Here is a 19,352-nt window from a genome sequence, read left to right as displayed (position 1 = left end):
CCCTTATGCTACTTGGCTGTTACGATGATTAAGCAACGTAGAAAAATACACATCTTCTAGGTTTGCACTGCTGAGCTCAAAACCTTCAGGGGCTTCATTGGCTAATACATGTAATATGGTTTGCCCAGCAAATAAGCGTTTTGAAATAACAGGCAGCTGCGGTTCAAGCTCTAGCGCTTCTTCTTGGCTCATGGCTTTGCGCCAAATTTGGCCTTGGAGCTTATCGGTAAGCGCTATTGGGTTACCTTCTAGTAAAATCTTACCGCCAGCCAACACCGCCATATTTGGGCAAAGCTCTGCAACATCTTCAACGATATGGGTCGATAATATAACTACTTTTTGCTCGCCTAAGCTTACTAATAAGTTATGGAAACGATTACGTTCCTCTGGGTCTAGCCCCGCTGTTGGCTCATCAACTATTAGTAAATCAGGGTCACCCAGTAATGCCTGTGCAATACCAAAACGCTGGCGCATACCGCCCGAAAAGCCACTGACCGCTTTTGAGCGATGTTGGTATAAATTAGTGTGCGCCAGTAATCCTTCAACCGACTCTTTACGCTCTGCTTTATTATGAATACCCTTTAAAACAGCCATATGGTCCAGTAAGTCGTAAGCACTAACACGCGGGTACACACCAAAATCTTGTGGTAAGTAACCTAAGCGTTGGCGCAGTGCCTGTGGGTCTTTAAATACATCAATGCCATCAAAAGTAATTGAACCTGAATCAGCCGACTGCAGTGTTGCAATGGTACGCATAAGCGATGATTTACCTGCGCCATTTGGCCCAAGCAATCCAAACATCCCTTTACCGATAGATAAATCAACACCTTGTAGTGCATGTACGCCGTTATCGTAGGTTTTAGATAACCCTGTTATTGATAGCATTTTTACTTCCTTGAATATGAGTAATTATTTTTATAATGTTTTATACCACAAGGAAAATAGGAACATAAGTTACTTGCTGGTTAAATTTGTAACAACAAATAAACATATTTTAAACTCATAACACTTGCCTGTACTGTATTCACTCGGTATAAAAACCACATATACTTTTTATTAGAAGCGAAAAGCCATGCAAGATCACCAAAGCCAGCCGTTAAATGACTTTATAGAATATCCACATGAAGAAATGCTAAATCGTGCTAACGAGTTTTTACAAACCAGCCAACGCCGCCATAGCATTCGCAGCTTTAGCGATCGCCCAGTACCAAAAAATATTATTGAAGCATGTATAAAAGCAGCTGGCACAGCACCAAGTGGAGCGAATCATCAGCCTTGGCATTTTGTGGCTATAAACAGTAGCGATGTAAAAAAACAAATAAGAGAAGCCGCAGAAAAATTAGAGCGTTCTTTTTACGAAGGCAGAGCAGGTGAAGAATGGTTAGATGCGCTAAAACCGTTAGGTACCGACGCCAACAAACCTTATTTAGAGCATGCACCTTGGCTTATAGCTGTATTTAGTCAAAAAAAGGGCGGCGTAAGCACCGATGATAAAAATACGAATTATTATGTGCATGAGTCTGTTGGCTTAGCTACCGGCTTTTTAATTCAAGCTTTGCACCGCAGTGGTTTGGCAACCCTTACTCATACTCCAAAGCCAATGAGTTTTTTGACCGACATATGTAATCGCGATAAAGATAACGAACGCCCATACATGCTACTTATTACAGGCTACCCAAGTGATGATGCAACAATACCTGCTCATGCACTGGATAAAAAATCACTCGATGAAATAGCTACGTTTATTTAGTATTTTCTGCTCGGCAAAACCACTCATATAGCAAAGCAATGATCGACTCAACTTTTGGGTCGGTCAACGAGTAATAAATAGTGTGCCCTTCTCTGCGAGTAGCAACCATATCTGCCTTGCGTAAACTTGCTAAATGCTGAGATAACGCTGACTGTGCTAAAGGTACATTTTTATTTAGCTCACCTACACTTTGCTCACCTTGTAATAAACTACATAAAATCATTAAGCGATTTTTGTTAGCCATTAATTTTAAAAACTGTTCGGCTTGCTCTGCGTTGACAGCTAGTTGTTCAATATTCATTTTTATTATTTCTCTTTTTTAATACCTTTTTAAGTATAGACTTTTACATTAGTAAGTTCTAATATAATTAACATTAGGTTTTACTAATATTAAGATGACCATGAAACTAGCGATGCCATTTTATTAATCGGCGGAAGTGCTGTAGCAGTATCCGCACTATTAAGTTACTTTATATAAAGTAACTTTCAGTTTTTAACGTTATTTATAAGTATTAACTCAATTCAACCTACTTATACCAAGTAGCACCTATTAATGTCTTTTTTAAGAAAAAGAGGATTTACAAACTAATGCTTACATCAATCCCTGACTTACTAAAAATTATCACACCTAACCAACGCCGTATTGACGCAGCGCAAGCAAAACTCGAGCTTGAACAAAATAAAGGTTTACTTATTGATGTGCGAGAACCTGCAGAGCACGCGACAAAATCGGCTGCCGGCGCTATAAATATTCCGCGTGGATTACTCGAGATGAAACTGATGGAAATAGAAAAAGACGCAGCTCGCCCTATTTACGTGCACTGCGCAAGTGGTGCGCGCGCAACGTTGGGAGCAGAAGCGTTAACGCGTGTGGGTTATGAAAACGTAACCGTTATTACCTGTGACGCAAACCAAATATGTAGTGTGTTTTAAACATCAACTGAATACTTATAATTATGCGCCTAGTAAAGGTAGGCGTTTAACTTTGTGATAAGTCAGTGCTAATTTAATACACTCTTTAACTGGGTACTCTGGTAATGGCTTTTCACTATTAAATACAATTGCCCGGTTACCTTCAAAGGTGAGAGTGTGGGAATACAACTCTCTAAATGTGCTTACTAGCTTTGATTGGCAATGAAAAAACAAATAACACGAGGAGCCCTTAAAGCCTACGCGAATGGGGCTGCCATTTATTGTGTTATAACTTGGCTCTCCCCACTTTAAAGACTCTTCAACAGCTCCTAAGTTTTGCTCTTGTGCTACGGTATAAATTAACTCTCGTAATTTTATAAGCTTACTTTTTACTATCTCAGGATAATTATTAAATATATTTTCTATTTCCGTATTCATAAAAATATCCTTATAAGCATTACAAGTTCAAACAAGTTACTTTTGCTGCCTTTCATCAAGTAAAACAAGTAGCATCTGCTCAATATTTTTAACGCTATAAGTAAGTGCTCTCAGTAGCTCTTTTTCACTTTGCTCTGTTGCCTGCTGCGTCGTTTTACCTTGATTAGCCAATACATCTTTTTGCTCAAGTATCGCCTCTCTAAACTCACTCGCATTAACCACACCAAGCAAAGACACTAAAGCACCATTTCCTGACTGCCCTGCTGTTTCAAAGCTTAAACGATATAATCCAAAAATTCGCATGAGCGGCCCTTGGCTTAAACCTACATCTGTTATTTTTTCAAGCGGAATAGATTTTTCTTCTTTAAATAATATGCCACGTTTAACTACCAATTTTTGTGGTAATAAGTCAGCCGACATAGCTGCGAGTATTCGTCCGCCCACCAGCCATACAATAAGTAAAATGATAGGTATAAGCGGTATAGTAACAAGAGCCAACATTGCAAATAGCGAGGCAGTAACCATCCAGTATTGTTTTACTTTAGGATCAAAATTAGCACTTTTTAAGGTTAAGTTACTCATTAGCTTTCTTTTGTATGGTTGGGGATTTATAAAAGTACGCCAATCTAATATTGAATGCAATTTAGTCCAAACATTTATAATTAGCATTCAAATATACTTTCACACACTTATGTACATACAAAAAAACCGAGCATACAGGGCTATGCTCGGCTTAGGTCTGGGAAAATAAACTGCTACTACTTATTAATAAGTATGCTTACATTTTCTCTATCTGGGCCTATTACATTAAACGTGTAAGTACCTTGTTCGGTAATATTTAGTGCTATATTGGCACCTACGGCTTCAAGTGGTGTTAGTTCATCAATTGCCACTACCGGCGTATCGCCTGCTCCACCGTAATCAACGGTACTCCAATCTTCAGACGCTACTTTAAATTCGTAGTCACCTGCTTCTAACTCTATTGATGTAGAGTAAATTGCATCACCCTCGTACATCAGCGGGTTATCAGTACTCCAGTCATTTAAGCTGCCACGAATAAACACTGTCGTTTGTGCAAACATTTCAGCGTTGAGCACTTTTAGCGATACGTTATTTAAATCACTGGCGTCAAATATAAACTGGTATTCACCTTCTTCTGCAATGTCGATGGTCATATTCGCGCCCGCAACCGACAACTGCTCTGCAGTGCCAACCATAACACTGGCATCTCCCTCAGCCGATCCATAATCAACCGTGCTCCAATCTTCTGACGCTACTTTAAATTCATAGCTTGCAGCGCTCAGTGTTTTAGTAAAGGTGTAAATACCTTTACCTTTATAACTTAGCTCATCGGTTACTCCCCAGTCATTAAGCGTACCGCGCACATAAATAGCAGTGCCTATAAATGGCTCTTCGTTGTATAAAGTAAGCGTTGGATTTTCAGGGTCTGAAGCATCAAGCGAAAATACATAGGTTGCATCAATGGCAGCGCTAAATGTCATGTTTGCACCTGAGCGCGTTAATGCCTCGCTTTGGTTTTCAACTACATCTTTATCAGCGTCAGTAAGCGCGCCAAAATCAACTGTAGACCAATCTTCAGAGGCAATTTTAAATTCGTAATCGCCAGCGCTCAGTGCAATTGCTATACGGTATTCACCATCGCCAATGTATTCAAATGCATCGCGTGTGCCCCAGTCGTTTAAAGTCCCGCGCACAAACACAGCGGTGCTGCCATAAGGTACTACATCAGGTGCCCCTACGGTTGCATTTGCACTTAAACCAGCACCTTGGCTCTCACCTTGGTTTTTAGTAAAAACAGCTAATGTGTAAGGCGGTACAGTAAATGTGCCTTCGTTATCGCCTGCGGCAAAATTGGCGCTAGCCATACTTGCATCAACACTGTTTTTTAATACATTGTGTAATTCAAAATCCGCTGCGGTGGCAATAGTATGGCTAAGGGTTTGCTCGGTTGCGTTAATCACGACAACAAGCGCGTCAAATGCAGGGTCTAAGTCTGTTAGCCCTTCGCCATCATCAATGCTCATTACAATTAAGCCATGTTGCTGCGCTTTACCTACGTTATGAAAACCCACTCGCTCAATAACATCTTGCTCTGTGGTTAATCTAAATAGTGGGCTGCTACTACGTATTTGTAAAAATTCATTAAATACATCATGTGCAAAGGTAATATCTTGTGGCTGTGCAGCCGCTTGGGTATTAGCAGAAATAGGCATAATTTCTTGCCATTTCACTTCGTTGTCTTGTGCGGGTGGCAAGCCAATATTCCAGTTATTGGTATCTTGGGTAAAATCAACAAAGTTAAACCAGTCGCCCGAGTCGTAGCTGTTACGATCCATCGATTTTGAACGTAGCAAGTCGGCGCCCATTTGCATAAATGGAATACCTTGGCTCACAAGAGGGAGTGCTAACGCCATATTATGAGCACGAACGCGCTGCTCAATACTCATGTTAGCGCTGTGTTTATATTGCAGCTGATCCCATAGTGTTTCGTTATCGTGTTTAGATACGTAATGAATGCTATCGGCAGGGTCTAGTGCATACGCCGTTGGCTGAGTATTCCAAGTAAAGCTATTACCCTTTGCTGAGTTACCTTTAAAGTCTTTTAAAATGTAGTTTTGTAAATTACCCGCAAGCGACAAACGTAAAGTATCTTGCTCTGCTAAATTGCCATCTGTTGAGCTATTACTAAATAATGCACCACCGCGAACGGCTTCACGAATACGGTCGTTAAAGGTACCTACTTCGCTACCGGCCATATCGGCTTGTTTGGCTTGCACAAATAAGCGGTTATTTGCCACCTCACCAAAGTCCCAGCCTTCGCCATAAAAGTAGTTATCTTCATCAACAGCTTGCACTGCATCACGTGCTGCAAGAATTGACGATTTTGGCATGTGCCCCATTACATCAAATCTAAAGCTGTCATAGCCAAATTCGCGTGCCAAAATAACTAATGAATCGCTAACAAACTTATCCATCATTACATGCTCTGTGGCTGTATTTTCACAACACGTTGAGCGCTCTATTTCACCACTTACTTCGTTATAACGGTGATAGTAACCCGGTACTAGTTTGTCAAATACCGACTTATCCCAAATACCCGACGATGTTGTATGGTTATAAACCACATCAAGCACTACGCGCAGACCAATAGATTGCAGTGATTGCACCATAGCGCGGGTTTCTTTAACGCGGGCAATGCCCTCTGGGCTTGAGGCGTACGAGCCTTCAGGCGCTATAAAGTAATGCGGATCGTAACCCCAGTTAAAGCTATCTAAGCTGCGCATAGCATTAGCAAGTGCTTGTGCGTCATCTGAGCCTGGTAAATTACCACCCATTAAATCAATAATGGTGCTGCTTTTATCTTGGGTTTTACACGCATCGGCTTCATCATTAATTTGCTCACATAAATCACCTAGCGTATCGCTAATATCTACACGCTTACTTTCGTCTTCATCTATGGTGCCAATATCAGTAATAGGTAATAAATGAAAATGCGTTAAGCCATTTTGAGCCAAAGTTTGTAAGTGCTGCATAGGAGCACTATTTAGCTCAGTAAACGCAAGGTACTTACCACGGTTAGCCTCTGTTACGCTGTTATCGCGTGCGCTAAAGTCACGTACATGACCCTCGTAAATAATTGCATCTTCTGGGTTTTCTACCGTAGGAATAAGGCGTGTATCCCAGCCTTCGGGTTTAGTGTCTTCATCGGCTAAATTAATCAACTGGCTGTATAAGCCATTGGTAGATACATTTAGTGAGTAAGGGTCTGTGCTCCAAAGCGACTCTATTTGCTGAGTCAGTGGGTGGTAAACATCAAAATTAAAGCGGTAGTAGTGGCGGTCGTATTGCATATCTAAACTTGCTTGCCAAATACCTGTCTGTGTATTTAATGTCATTGGCGTAGAGTGCACTTGTGTTTTTGCATCATCAAACACGTTTAGCATCATGTTATTAGCGGTGGGTGCCCACACAGTTACATCAATCGCGTTATTGCCATAATTTACACCCAGCACAGCTTCATTAGCATCGTCTTCGCCTTGCGTATAAAGGGCATCGAGTGCTTTAGCGGTTTGCACATAGCTTGCTTCTAGAAGCTTACCTTCACTATCGTAACCTGCAATAACAAGCTGCGATTTAATAAGCGTTTTGGCAGTGCTTGTATCCCAAATTCCTTCGTATGCGTTCCAGGTGGTTAAATGCGGTACTTTTGACGCTTGCTCATCAGTTATATTGCTTGATTGCAGCGTAACAGTATCGCCGTTTAAACCAGTATCAATATCCACTTCAAGCTCAGCCGTAGCTGATGAATGTAACTTAATCAGGCTTGTAAGCTCGTTACTTGGTTTATACAAAATAGTATTTAAATCAATCCAATGCGCTGAAGCACCTGTTATAGCAACTGCGCGTTCGCCTAAACTTAATATAGGGTATTCAAACACCGAAGGCTCGCCATGAATGGTAAAGTTCATACGCTGAAAGGTTTCATCGTCTTGCATCAGCGGCATGGTCAAATCCACATCACCAAACGCCTTACCTGACCCTTCTGTACCAATATGAATAATAAAATTGGCACATTCGTTATAACCCTCTTTAAGGTTAATTATCCAGTACGCACCGTAGTTTGGATCAATACCATCGTATTCATGGCCGTTAGCCCAATCACTGGTATCAAATGGTGGTGCATAAGCATCACACACATCGTTATTCCACGAATGTAATCGGTAGCCTTCGTAGTTATCATCGGCTAAGCGGTTATAAAATAAAACCGCCTCTCCCTCCCCTGCAAATACAACAGGGTCTGGCAGGGTTGGGTCGGCGCCAACCACGCAACTTTCGTTATTTTCATCAGGTACTGTAGGTGCAGGGCACGATATAGGTTCGGGATCGACACATTGTGACCCCGCTTCATTAGGGACTTGTGGCACATTACAGGTAAGTAATGGTTCACCAGATTCAACATCACCTGTTCCACCACACGCTGCTAATAGCATTAACGCTAACGTTATTAGCAAATATTTAGACATAGTTATAATTTTCATTTTTAAACGCTCCGTTTGCTAATTAATGACTGTATGTAAAACCAAGGTAGAACTGACGACCAAAGTACTGAGTCGTCCCTGTTCGTTGCTCTGAGCCAAAGTAACTTTGGGTTGGTTCATCGGTTAAGTTATTAACTTGCAAAAGCATTGTTAGCGAGTCGCTAAAGCGATAAGAGGTTTGAAAGTCGACTACGGTTTCGGCATCAAAATTAACCACTTGCTCGTTAATGGCAACCTGCTCTGATACAAATTCATCGCGGTAACGCACATTAAGGCGGGTTTCAAAATCATCCATTGAGTAAAAAACCGTGGCATTAAACACGTTATTAGATAGCCCAGGTAAAGATTGCGCTAACGTGTCGCCCCCTAAACTGGTGATCGATTCAATTTCACTTTCGGTGTTTGAGTAACTTGCATTAGCACCTAAGCCATTAAATGGCTCAGGTAAAAAGGTAAACACTTGCGTATAAGCAAGCTCTAGCCCTCTAATGTAGCCACCTTCACCGTTATTAACTGCCGTGGTGTAAATACCGTTAGTTGTGGCAACTTGCTCGCCACTAACGGGGTCTTCTATAAAGTCGGGTACGTTAAAGCCGTTGCCTTTAAAGTCAAAGTTTTCGATTGATAAGGTTTCAACAAACGAGTCTATATTTTTATAAAATAACGCCGCAGCGATGGTGCCGTTACCTTCTTCAAAATAATATTCGTAAGATAAGTCGTATTGGTCGGCATAAAAGGGTTTTAAAAATGGGTTATTAGTACTTGAACCATTAATAACACCATCATCACTTACGTTTGCACTGGCATCGCCCGCTAAGCGGTTAATTGGCGCACGCGACATGACTTTAGCCGCAGCAAAGCGTACAAGTGAATTATCGTTAAGTTGCAGGTTTAAATTTAATGATGGTAAGTAGTCGGTGTATTTAGTGCCTAATACATTAGGCGCGTATAAATCATTTACAATGCCGTTCTCATCAACAATATTTTGCGCACCTAAGCGCGCATCGCCTGCTACGTTCTCTAGCACCGTTGCTGATTGATCGGTTTCAACGCGGCGCACACCCACATTGCCCGATAAGTCGAGCCCCCCTATTTGCGTGTTAATGTTTACCATAACGTACGCAGCTAGCACATCTTCAAACACCGAGCCGCTTTGTAACACTGACCACGAATAGTTAGTTGTGTAACCTTGCGCGTCGTCTACGCCATCGGCATTACCCCATGTTTGAACAGGCTCTGGCGTGCCATCTGGAAACCATGCGTTAAGTGCTTTGTCTAAATCAATGGCTAAATACGACGGGAAGTAACTAAACTCGCCCTGCCAGTCAACCACTGACGCCATATCGTCGGTTAAGCGCAAAGGGGGTTGCGTTGCTGAAAACGCCCCATCGTTACCGTACTCAAATACCGAGCGTTTACGGCTGTACTCTCTATCTGAGTAGCGTGCACCAAACTCAACTGAGCTAAATATGTCGCTTTCTAGCTCGTATTTAAAGTCGAGTCTAAATGCCGTTACTTCATCTTCTGTTTGATCAGGGTAAATACCATATTTACTGACCATTACTCGGTCTATATCACTAAAGGCGGCCGCCTGATTAAACCCAACGTCAGGTAAATTTAAGCCATTTAATTGATAGTTAATTGCAACGTTGTTATCAAATACCGGCGTTTCTGCATTGGCATCTTCAGCTACTAAGCTCCACAACAAACCATTTCTAAAATTACTTTTTGCGCGAGAAAGCGCTACATCGGCATTAACAATTAGTCTATCGGTTACTTGCCAATCGGCATTAACGCCAAAGCTGTCTACTTCGTCAAAATCTTGGTTGTCGTCATTCACTATTTCAACACGGGTATAACTTTGCGAAGTACGATTAACCGCTGCACCAATTACAGCATTGCCATCAAGTTGCGCATTTGCGTATGCTGCAGAGGGGCCGCCTAATTTAACCCTAAAACCACGGGCAAATGACTCTTTATCAAAGCGAGATAAAAACGCATCACCTTTTAATTTAAAATTATCTACTGGTGCCCACTCTATGGCAGCTAAATAACCATTACGGGTTTCTTCACCGCCTAAATGCTGTAGCTCAAAGCCTTCGCTAATGTATTCACTTTCTGGGCTATCTATGGGGCCATTTGTGTCGTTTGGTGCGCCATCAACATCTTTTCTATCGTTGTATGCAAGGCCAATAAACTGCGTTGCTACACTTGGCTGAAATAAACGCGCAAATCCCAGTGCCACACCTAATGTATCGTCTAAATATTTACCTTGATACGAAAAACTAATTCGGTCGCCAAACTCAGTGGCATCAGATACCTCTGAGGCGCGGTCGTTATACATACCGCGCACATTAGCTACAAATTTATGTGTTTGGTCGTTATTGAGTGGGCTGGCGGTTTCAAGCTCTACCGTACCGGCCACGCCGCCTTCAATAAGCGATGCCTTTGGCGATTTGTATACCGCCGCGGAGCTAATTAATTCTGACGGATATTGGTCAAACTCAATACTGCGGCTGCCACTCGTAGATACTTGCTCACGGCCGTTAAGTGTTGAAAATACAAACCCGCCCGACAGCCCGCGTATATTAATTTGCGCTGCTTGCCCGCCCGTTCGTACCGCTGAAATACCAGGTAATCGTGTAAGTGCATCGGCCATTGAAATATCAGGCAGCGCCCCTAAATCATCGGCAGAAATTTGTTCTGACACCGTATCGCTAAAACGCTTTTGATTTAAAGATTGGATTAAACTGCGACTAAAGCCTCGCACTTCAATAATTTCTAAATCTTCAACTTGTGCACTAGGTGATTGATTTGTTGAGCTTTCGTTTGCAGCCAATGCACTATTAGCGGCAAATAAAGCCAGCATAAGTGCACTTAGTTTAAACTTGTCCATGTGTGTGAACCTTTGAGTTATTGTTGTCAGGTGTTGCTGTGTTGTTCAAAACACAACCAACAAATTGTAACTAAAAGGTAAAATTAATGTGATGAATACGTATGCAGGGCATGAGGGCTAGGCTGCAGGTGTATGCGCGTACAGACACCTACATTTGGAACGCTATTTAAAGGCTAAGCACCACTTTTATCGCAAGAGCGATAAATACGACTCCCAGTATTTTATCAAGCCACGGGTTTTGTTTGGTAAATCCAAAGCGGTTTTTTGAAACCTCGGTCAGTAACGCCACCAGCAAGTACCAACCGGTATCAATTACAAACACAGTTAAACACATAATTATGCCCACACTTAAAGTAAGTAACTGAGGGTCAATAAACTGTGAGAACAAGGCTAAAAAGAAAATCGCGAGCTTGGGGTTTAAAAAAGCAATGGCAAAACCATCTTGTAATGCTTTAGCTTCACTTACCTCACTTTTTTGTACTTCAAGTTCGTCATTACTTGGTTTTGCTAGCAATATTTTTATGCCTAAATACGCCAAATAGGCCGCACCTAAGTAAACGAGTATTTGATAAACAGTTGGAAACTGCGTCATTAAAGCGCCTAACCCTAATAACGATGCACCGGCATACAAGCCAACGCCAGTACCATGACTGAGCGCGGCAAGCATACCGTTTTTCATACTACCGTTAAGTGAGTGCTTTAAAACCACCGCTAAACTTGGTCCTGGCGACATTGCGCCCATCATACAAATAGCCGCTAGGCTTAACCATACTGTAAATGTCATTTAAAGCTCGTTAGTTTCAATAAGTAATGTATAACCGTGCACTTGCCCATAAAAACCTGCCAAGGGCACTGCGTTTATTACTTTCCAGCCATCTTGGTTTAATTCCTGTATGCGGTCATTCAGTGCGACTATATCTACCCCACCCAAAAAACGGGTCTTTCTAAATTCGATTACTTTTTGCATTTTAATCCTTGTGTATCTTATAAAGTGTATTCAAAATCGTAGTAGTGAATCCCTTGCTCAATACGTATTTTCATACTGCCCGTTAACCCTTCTAGCTCATTAGTGCCTGAGTCGGGAATTACATTTAAAATTAGGCTGTCTTGGCCTTTATCCATAGTGCCAAAGTGTTGCAGTACAAAACTGCCCTGCTTACCTTCAAGCTCACCTATCACTTGCTCTATGGCAACATAACCGGCACTGCCTTGTGTAGGGGTCATGGCGCTTAGCATTTCGCCTTGGCTGGTGGCATTTAAGCTACCTTTAAATGTTTTATCTATCGACATACGCCCTAAATTAACGCCGTTTTGGCCGCTTGCGTAACCTTCAATTGGGGCTAGATTTACATTAAATTCTCCACTTACGGTTGCAGTAGTCATAACGTTTCCTTATTGGCTAATATTTAATAGTATTGATTTTTATTATCTTAGTGCCATATCTATACCTTAACCTTTAAAAAGAATCCACTATGTCAAAAACAAGCCCTAAGCCCGAAAAAGCCGCTTTTAGTAGTTTATTACCTATTTTTGCTTTTATTAAACCGTATAAATGGATGGTAGTAGCGGCGCTTGCTGCCCTGTTAGTAACAGCAGGTGTTAACTTATCATTAGGGCAAGGGGTTAAGTTTGTCATAGATCATGGCTTTATAGCTGGCTCTAAAGATCAGCTACAACAAGCTGTATTGGTGCTTATTGGTTTAATTAGTTTATTGGCCGTAGGCACGTTTAGCCGCTTTTATTTAATGTCGTGGATTGGCGAGCGAGTTAGTAACGATATTCGCAAAGCCGTGTTTAATCGCATTGTTACTTTGCACCCAAGCTACTTTGAAGAAAACCGCAGTGGCGAGCTTATGTCGCGTTTAACAACCGATACAACATTACTGCAATCAATTATTGGTTCATCATTTTCTATGGCGCTGCGCAGTGTACTTATGCTGGTTGGTGGACTTGCTATGCTGCTGTTTACTAATTTAAAACTTACTTTAGTGGTTGTTGCTTGTGTGCCGTTGGTACTTGTTCCTATGATGGTATTTGGTAAAAAGGTGCGCAAACTTGCAAGCTCCAGCCAAGATGCCATAGCTGATATAAGCACCTATGCCGGCGAGATCATTCAAAATATTAAAGTAGTGCAAAGCTATAGCCACGAAGAACAAGAGCAGCACGCTTTTGCACTTGAAACCGAAAAAGCCTTTAATGTGGCTAAAAGCCGCATTAAACAACGCTCGTTTTTAATTGCAGCGGTAATATTTTTAACTTTTAGTGCTATTAGCGCAATGCTGTGGGTCGGCGGCAGCGACGTATTAGCAGGTACCATGACTGGCGGTGAGCTAGGAGCCTTTGTGTTTTACGCTATTATGGTGGCAATGTCGGTGGCAACCGTTGCTGAAGTATATGGCGAACTACAACGCGCAGCAGGCGCAGCTGCAAGATTACTTGAGTTACTTGCTGTTAAAAGTGAGATAGAAAACCCACTAAATCCACAAGATAGTAACTTACTAAAAAATAGTAACAGCCCTGCTATTACGCTTGAGAATATAAGCTTTAACTACCCTTCTCGCCCAGACGTAAGCGCACTTAATAAAATAAGTTTAAATATACTTCAAGGCCAAACTGTGGCTATTGTTGGCCCTTCTGGCGCAGGTAAAACAACCTTATTTGAATTACTACAGCGCTTTTACGATCCGGCTAGCGGAGCCATTAAATTTAAAGATATAAACATTAAAGAATTATCGCTTAATACCCTCAGAGGTAAAATGGGTATGGTCGCGCAAAACCCTATCTTGTTTAGCTCCGATGTAATGCATAACATTCGCTACGGCAACCCAAAAGCAAGTGACGAGCAAGTATATGCCGCTGCCAAACATGCTCATGCAGATGAATTTATTAAACAATTACCGCAAGGTTATAACAGTTTTTTAGGTGAGCAAGGTGTGCGGTTATCGGGGGGGCAAAAGCAACGTATTGTGCTTGCGCGTGCCATACTAAAAGACCCTGAAATACTCCTTCTTGATGAAGCCACCAGCGCACTCGATGCTCAAAGTGAGCACCATGTACAAGCAGCGCTTGAGCATTTAATGCAAAACCGCACCACGCTTATTATTGCCCATAGACTAGCAACGGTTAAACATGCCGATGTGATTGTGGTAATGGAAAATGGAGAGATTATAGCAACGGGTACCCACCAAGAATTAGTAGCAAGTAACCCGTTGTATCAAAAACTGTGTGAATTACAGTTTAATAAAGGCTAATTATTCTTCAGTGTTTGGTACTATTTGAATTTCTACACGGCGGTTTTGAGCACGGCCATTTGCACTATCGTTAGTCGCAATTGGACGTGTTTCGCCATAACCCATAGTACTTACACGCTCAGCCATGATTTGCTGGTTCACTAAGTAGTTTTTAACGCTTTGAGCACGTTCACGCGATAGGTTCATGTTGTAGCTGTCTTTACCTGTGCTATCTGTATGGCCTTCAATACTTAGGTACGTTTTTTCGTATTTGTTCATCACTTTAGCAATAGCATCTAAGGTATCGTTAAAGCCAGACGAAATATAAGATTGGTCGGTCGCAAACGTAATATTAGATGGCATAACTAAACGCAAGTTATCGCCTTCACGTACAACTTCAACACCAGAGCCTGCAAGTTCATCACGAAATGCTTCTTCTTGCTTATCCATGTAGTTACCCACTGCAGCGCCAGCTAGTGCGCCGATAGCAGCGCCTATAAAAATACGCTTATCTTTATGGTTACTTGTTGCTTTACCTAATACGCCACCCGCTGCTGCGCCAATAGCCGCACCTTTACCAGTGTTATTCATTTCACAACCAGAAAGTAATACAGCTACTACGGTTACGCTTAAAAGTGATTTAGTTAAAGTCATGGTGATACCCTATTCATTAAGAATTTAGCAAGAGTATGCAAATACATGTATGAACAAACTATGAAGAGAGTGTTAAAAGCAGCGCATCTTGCTTGATTGTTAAACAGACCTCAAACTAATGTGCCGTTTTAATAAAAATGTCATACTACGCTGTGACAATTTAATGAATTTTACAAAGGATCTTGGCGCAATGTTAATTGCTATTTTTAGACAATTTTTTTTACTAGGGTGCATGAGTTTTGGTGGCCCCGCTGCGCATTTAGGCTATTTTAAGCGCCACTTTGTAGACTCGTTAAATTGGCTAACTAACACCCGTTACGCACAACTTATTAGTTTAAGCCAAGCATTACCAGGGCCAGGCTCTAGCCAAGTTAGTTTTGCTATTGGTGTTGAGCGTGCAGGAGTACTGGGTGGTATAGCTGCTTTTGTAGGCTTTACCTTGCCTTCGTTTTTAATAATGGTGCTGCTTGCGGTTAGTGCCCATCAGTTTGACGCTGTTTACTTTGCAATTATTGCAGGCTTAAAGTTATTTGCCGTTGTTATAGTCGCGGATGCAACACTTAGTATGGCTAAAAGCTTTTGTACAAGTGCTGCGCTTAAGTTACTTGCGATAATGAGTACACTTGCCTTGGTGTTATTTCCAATGATGGGAACTCAAATAGCGATTTTAATCACCGCTGCAACAATAGGTGCTATATGGCCTTTATTAAAACTTGGCACAGTAGCAGACGATGTTAGCAGTAAAAACAGTAATATTAATTGGATTGCACTGGGGTTATTTGCACTCTTACTTGGGGTTAGCTTTATTCCACTAGGGCATGAGTTTGCTTTGTTTACCCCTTTTTACCAAGCGGGTGCAATGGTGTTTGGCGGCGGACACGTAGTACTGCCGGTACTTCAAGCTGGCGTACCAGCATTGAGTGATGATCAGTTTTTAAGTGCTTACGCGAGTGCACAGGCAGTGCCAGGGCCTATGTTTACTATTGCTACTTACTTAGGCGCACAACTTACTACTGAGCAACCTTTAGTGGGTGCCCTTATAGCTACACTGCTTATATTTATGCCTGGTTTTTTACTTATACTGGCGTTCCAGAAGAGTTGGATTAACTTGGCAAGTAAGCCGCGTTTTGCAAGTTCAATAGCGGCGCTTAATGCAGCGGTAGTCGGTTTTTTAGCGGCCGCATTGTATTCACCAATTTGGACATCGGCTGTGCATAACCTTTGGCAGGTTGCGTTAGTAATAATTACATTTGCATGGCTGCGATTTAAAAAGCCACCTATTTGGTGGCTCTTAGCTTTATTTATTGCTGTGGGTCTTTTGCAGCACTATTTGCCATCACTCTAAATGTTGGCTTATCTGTTTGTTGCTCGTTAGGAGGGCTTAATTGCCCACTAACACTTTGATATGCCCTAAGCCCAAACACTGGCAATACTGCAAGTAAATGGTCCATTATTTCGGCTTGTAGATGCTCGTACGAAATCCAGCGTTTGTCTTCACTAAAGCAATAAAACTCAATCGGTAACCCGTGGTTCATTGGTTGTAGCTCTCGTACCATTAACGTAAGCGACGTATTAATTTTACTGTGCTGCTTTAAATAGCCCTCAGCATAACGACGAAACAGCCCTAAATTAGAAACCTGAGCGGGTAATGTCGTCACTCGAATGTAATCATGCAACGGAATAGCCGCATCTATTTGTTTTCTAAATTCGTCACTTACTAAACAAATACTGTGCATATCTATATTAAGTGAACGTTTAATACGTCTACCGCCCGACTCTTGCATACCACGCCAGTTTTTAAACGAACCCGCAACTAGCATATAAGTTGGAATAGTTGTTATGGTGTTATCCCAGTTACGTACCTTTACAGTGTTTAAACCCAAATCAATTACTTCGCCATCGGCGCCGTAGTTTTCTACTTGAATCCAATCACCATAGGTTACTAGGCGATTTGCTGCGATTTGAATACTCGCTACAAAGCCTAAAATAGTGTCTTTAAATACTAATAACGTAACAGCTGCAATAGCACCAAAGCCAGAGAGAATATAAGTGGGAGATTTCTCAAGGAAAATACTTACAATTAAAATAGCACACACAATAAAGGTGATTAGCTTAACAACCTGAATTAAGCCCTGAATAGGGACTTCGCGTGCAAACTCCAATTGGTTATAAATAGAACCCGCAATACTTACAATACTGCTAAAAATAAAACCTACATGAATAATTAGTATGGCTTGGCCAACCGTTTTCAAAATTTCAGCGGTCAGCTCATTAACCGGATAAACACTGTCAAAGGTCGCCAAAAATAATACGCAGCAAAGCATACCTGCAATACGTCTATTAAGCTTATTAAGCATAGGCGACAACGAACCAATACGTTGAGGCGAAAGCTTAGTTACCACTTTTTGAATGCCTGGTAACATTAACCTACGAGTAAATAAGTAAACAATTAATAAAGAAAAAATCCCTATTGAAACTGCGGTAATAGAACTAAGAAAATCCGCATCGGGTACTTTTTCAAACCAAGGAGCGATTAACTCCTGTAGGTGGGTATTGGTCATAGTGTTTCAATTTCCTTACTGATTTGTGGTTCAGGTAAATCTTGTTGAGCATAAATATCGGCAAGCTGCTGATCTTTCGCAACCCATAGCTCATTCACATAATGTTGAAAATTAGCTTTAAATACGTCATCGGTTTGATAGCTGCCCTGCATATTGTCATTAATGGGCGTTACGTCTATTGAAACATAAATAGAATCTAGCTCGCCTTTGAGTAAGTTCCGACAAACGTGATCTGTTTTACCGCTATACACTAAACTTGTATTTAGCATGGCATCAAATTGGTTGGCTAGCACTTCAAGCGCAAAAGCAATGCCACCCGCTTTGGGTTTTAATAAGTGCTTAAAAGGGCTTTGCTGCAGATCATGCTTAGCTGGCGTAAAGCGTGTGCCTTCAACAAAATTAACGATGGTAGTAGGATAGTGACGAAAATTGCGACAGCTGTGCTTTGTGCGCTCTACATCCAACCCTTTCAATTTTGGGTTTTTAGCAAGCTGTGCTTTGCTTACCCGTTTCATAAACGGCATACCCATAGCCCACGCACCAGTGCCAATAAAAGGCACGTATTTTAATTCATCTTTTAAAAAAAACTTAGGGGCTGGTAATGCATGTAATGAGCTAAGCACGGTTATATCTAACCAACTCGAGTGATTACATATAAGTAAATACCAACTTTTTGAATTTAAATCGCCACTTATATCAACCACAATATTAGGACAACCTAGCCACAAGCCAAACCGATTGCCATTACACCACCCTCGATAAGCGCTGTGCAATAAAGAGTTAACAACAGACAAAGGCAGTAATAACTTAATAAGCCCTAGTACAAATACTAGTGAGCCAAAAAGCATTACATTAGAAAACAATACGCAGCCCACAATTAAGCCGTTAAGCCAATTTGGTAACCACTTTTTTAGCATAACTGTAAGCTCATATTTTTGCCTTTTATTTGGGGTGTTTTTCGAGCGATTGTAATGTTTGCTCTTTATTTTCCCATAAACGATTTAGCTCGCTTTGAAAGCGTACTCTAAATTCAGAATCGCCGGTGTAGTCACCAATAAGCTCTTCGCTTACAGGCCTTACATCCACGTGTACGTTGATATTTTTTACCTTACCACCTGCAAAATCCATGAATGTAGGAATGCCATCAGGGTAATGAATGGTAACGTTAACCACTTTAGTAATTTGCTCGCCCATCGCTTGCATTACAAAAGCAATACCGCCCGCTTTTGGTTTTAATAAATGTGGAAACGGGCTATTTTGGCGCGCGTGCTTTTGTGTAGTAAAACGAGTGCCTTCTACAAAGTTAACCACACTTACTGGCATCTCTTTAAATTTTTCGCAGGCTTTACGCGTGGTTTCTAAGTCTTTGCCACGCAGCTTTGGATTCTTTTTTAATTGGCTTTTACTCGTGCGAGTCATAAACGGAAAATCAAGCGCCCACCAACACAAACCTAGAATAGGCACGTAAATAAGCTCTTTTTTCAAAAAGAAGTTTAAAAATGGAATTTTACGGTTAAACACGCGCTGCAATACTAAAATATCGACCCAGCTTTGGTGATTTGCAATTACTAGGTACCAATCCTTTAGCTTAAGGTCTTCAAGGCCAGTTACATTAAGTTTAGTTGGCGTAAATAACTTTTGATTTAAGCTATTAAAGGTCACCCAAATAGTTGCAAATTGCTTTGCAGCCCAGCTCATAACCTTTTGTAGAGGCTTAATAGGTATAAGCTTTATAAGCCCACAAATAAAAATAGGCACAAACCAAAAAAGTGTGTTTATTGTGTAAAAAATAATACTAAATACACCGCGAATAACTGACATTACTTCCATTCCTTTAAACATTGCGCAGCC

Annotated in this window: 17 protein-coding genes; 4 read left to right on the top strand and 13 right to left on the bottom strand. The window is 41.3% G+C overall.

What is annotated here, in order from left to right:
* Positions 1–3: 3 nt before the first annotated feature.
* A complete protein-coding gene (locus H5120_RS15965) occupies positions 4–885 on the bottom strand; it encodes an ABC transporter ATP-binding protein (protein WP_002959519.1) in 882 nt (293 codons plus the stop codon).
* 187 nt (positions 886–1,072) lie between these two features.
* On the opposite strand from H5120_RS15965, the gene H5120_RS15960 reads away from it, so the two are divergent.
* Complete coding sequence (locus H5120_RS15960; protein WP_024594835.1) at positions 1,073–1,750, top strand: nitroreductase family protein; 678 nt, start codon at positions 1,073–1,075, stop codon at positions 1,748–1,750.
* Here the strand turns inward: H5120_RS15960 and H5120_RS15955 are convergent.
* Positions 1,743–2,051, bottom strand: coding sequence for a helix-turn-helix transcriptional regulator (locus H5120_RS15955; RefSeq protein WP_024594836.1), 309 nt, complete (start codon positions 2,049–2,051; stop codon positions 1,743–1,745). The two genes, H5120_RS15960 and H5120_RS15955, sit on opposite strands and share 8 nt — an antisense overlap.
* Positions 2,052–2,338: 287 nt before the next feature.
* On the opposite strand from H5120_RS15955, the gene H5120_RS15950 reads away from it, so the two are divergent.
* Positions 2,339–2,683, top strand: coding sequence for a rhodanese-like domain-containing protein (locus tag H5120_RS15950; RefSeq protein ID WP_024591370.1), 345 nt, complete (start codon positions 2,339–2,341; stop codon positions 2,681–2,683).
* Positions 2,684–2,704: 21 nt separating this feature from the next.
* Here H5120_RS15950 and H5120_RS15945 read toward each other — a convergent pair whose 3' ends face one another.
* The 7 genes from H5120_RS15945 to H5120_RS15915 all read right to left on the bottom strand — a co-directional run bounded on the left by H5120_RS15945 (position 2,705) and on the right by H5120_RS15915 (position 12,439).
* A complete protein-coding gene (locus H5120_RS15945) occupies positions 2,705–3,100 on the bottom strand; it encodes a DUF1801 domain-containing protein (RefSeq protein ID WP_182675487.1) in 396 nt (131 codons plus the stop codon).
* A 36-nt stretch (positions 3,101–3,136) separates the two neighbouring features.
* Positions 3,137–3,682: a PH domain-containing protein gene (locus H5120_RS15940; RefSeq protein WP_182672585.1), complete on the bottom strand. Its 546-nt coding sequence runs from the start codon at positions 3,680–3,682 to the stop codon at positions 3,137–3,139.
* A 176-nt stretch (positions 3,683–3,858) separates the two neighbouring features.
* Positions 3,859–8,160, bottom strand: a complete 4,302-nt coding sequence (locus H5120_RS15935) for an alpha-1,6-glucosidase domain-containing protein (protein ID WP_182675486.1) — start codon at positions 8,158–8,160, stop codon at positions 3,859–3,861.
* A gap of 22 nt (positions 8,161–8,182) precedes the next feature.
* The gene (locus tag H5120_RS15930; RefSeq protein WP_182675485.1) at positions 8,183–11,056 is read right to left on the bottom strand and encodes a TonB-dependent receptor; all 2,874 of its coding nucleotides are present in this window, start codon (positions 11,054–11,056) and stop codon (positions 8,183–8,185) included.
* 166 nt (positions 11,057–11,222) lie between these two features.
* The gene (locus H5120_RS15925; RefSeq protein ID WP_182675484.1) at positions 11,223–11,840 is read right to left on the bottom strand and encodes a LysE family translocator; all 618 of its coding nucleotides are present in this window, start codon (positions 11,838–11,840) and stop codon (positions 11,223–11,225) included.
* Positions 11,841–12,023 carry a hypothetical protein gene (locus H5120_RS15920; protein ID WP_182675483.1) on the bottom strand — a complete coding sequence of 61 codons (183 nt, stop codon included), beginning with the start codon at positions 12,021–12,023 and terminating at the stop codon, positions 11,841–11,843.
* A gap of 17 nt (positions 12,024–12,040) precedes the next feature.
* Entirely contained in the window at positions 12,041–12,439 is a 399-nt protein-coding gene (locus H5120_RS15915; protein ID WP_182675482.1) for a DUF3224 domain-containing protein, read from the bottom strand.
* Positions 12,440–12,528: 89 nt separating this feature from the next.
* On the opposite strand from H5120_RS15915, the gene H5120_RS15910 reads away from it, so the two are divergent.
* Positions 12,529–14,307 (top strand): ABC transporter transmembrane domain-containing protein, encoded by a 1,779-nt coding sequence (locus H5120_RS15910; protein ID WP_182675481.1) that lies wholly within the window; start codon positions 12,529–12,531, stop codon positions 14,305–14,307.
* On the opposite strand, the gene H5120_RS15905 is transcribed toward H5120_RS15910, so the two are convergent.
* Entirely contained in the window at positions 14,308–14,940 is a 633-nt protein-coding gene (locus tag H5120_RS15905) for an OmpA family protein (RefSeq protein ID WP_002959537.1), read from the bottom strand.
* 190 nt (positions 14,941–15,130) lie between these two features.
* Between H5120_RS15905 and chrA the strand changes: the two genes are divergently transcribed.
* Positions 15,131–16,285, top strand: coding sequence for a chromate efflux transporter (gene chrA, locus H5120_RS15900; protein ID WP_182675494.1), 1,155 nt, complete (start codon positions 15,131–15,133; stop codon positions 16,283–16,285).
* On the opposite strand, the gene H5120_RS15895 is transcribed toward chrA, so the two are convergent.
* The 3 genes from H5120_RS15895 to H5120_RS15885 are packed head-to-tail and all read right to left on the bottom strand — an operon-like array spanning position 16,242 to position 19,322.
* Positions 16,242–17,501, bottom strand: coding sequence for a mechanosensitive ion channel family protein (locus H5120_RS15895; protein ID WP_002959539.1), 1,260 nt, complete (start codon positions 17,499–17,501; stop codon positions 16,242–16,244). The two genes, chrA and H5120_RS15895, sit on opposite strands and share 44 nt — an antisense overlap.
* Positions 17,498–18,418: an acetyltransferase gene (locus H5120_RS15890; protein ID WP_182675480.1), complete on the bottom strand. Its 921-nt coding sequence runs from the start codon at positions 18,416–18,418 to the stop codon at positions 17,498–17,500. The genes H5120_RS15895 and H5120_RS15890 overlap by 4 nt, the downstream gene beginning before the upstream one ends.
* Before the next feature lie 25 nt (positions 18,419–18,443).
* On the bottom strand, positions 18,444–19,322 hold the full coding sequence (locus tag H5120_RS15885; protein ID WP_024604493.1) for an acyltransferase: 879 nt from the start codon (positions 19,320–19,322) through the stop codon (positions 18,444–18,446).
* Positions 19,323–19,352: the final 30 nt, after the last annotated feature.

Source organism: Pseudoalteromonas sp. SR43-2, assembly GCF_014163885.1.
In the GTDB taxonomy this organism is placed as follows: Bacteria; Pseudomonadota; Gammaproteobacteria; order Enterobacterales; family Alteromonadaceae; genus Pseudoalteromonas; species Pseudoalteromonas distincta.
Note: the sequence above shows the minus strand (reverse complement) of the source record. Positions and strands in the feature narration are given on the sequence as shown.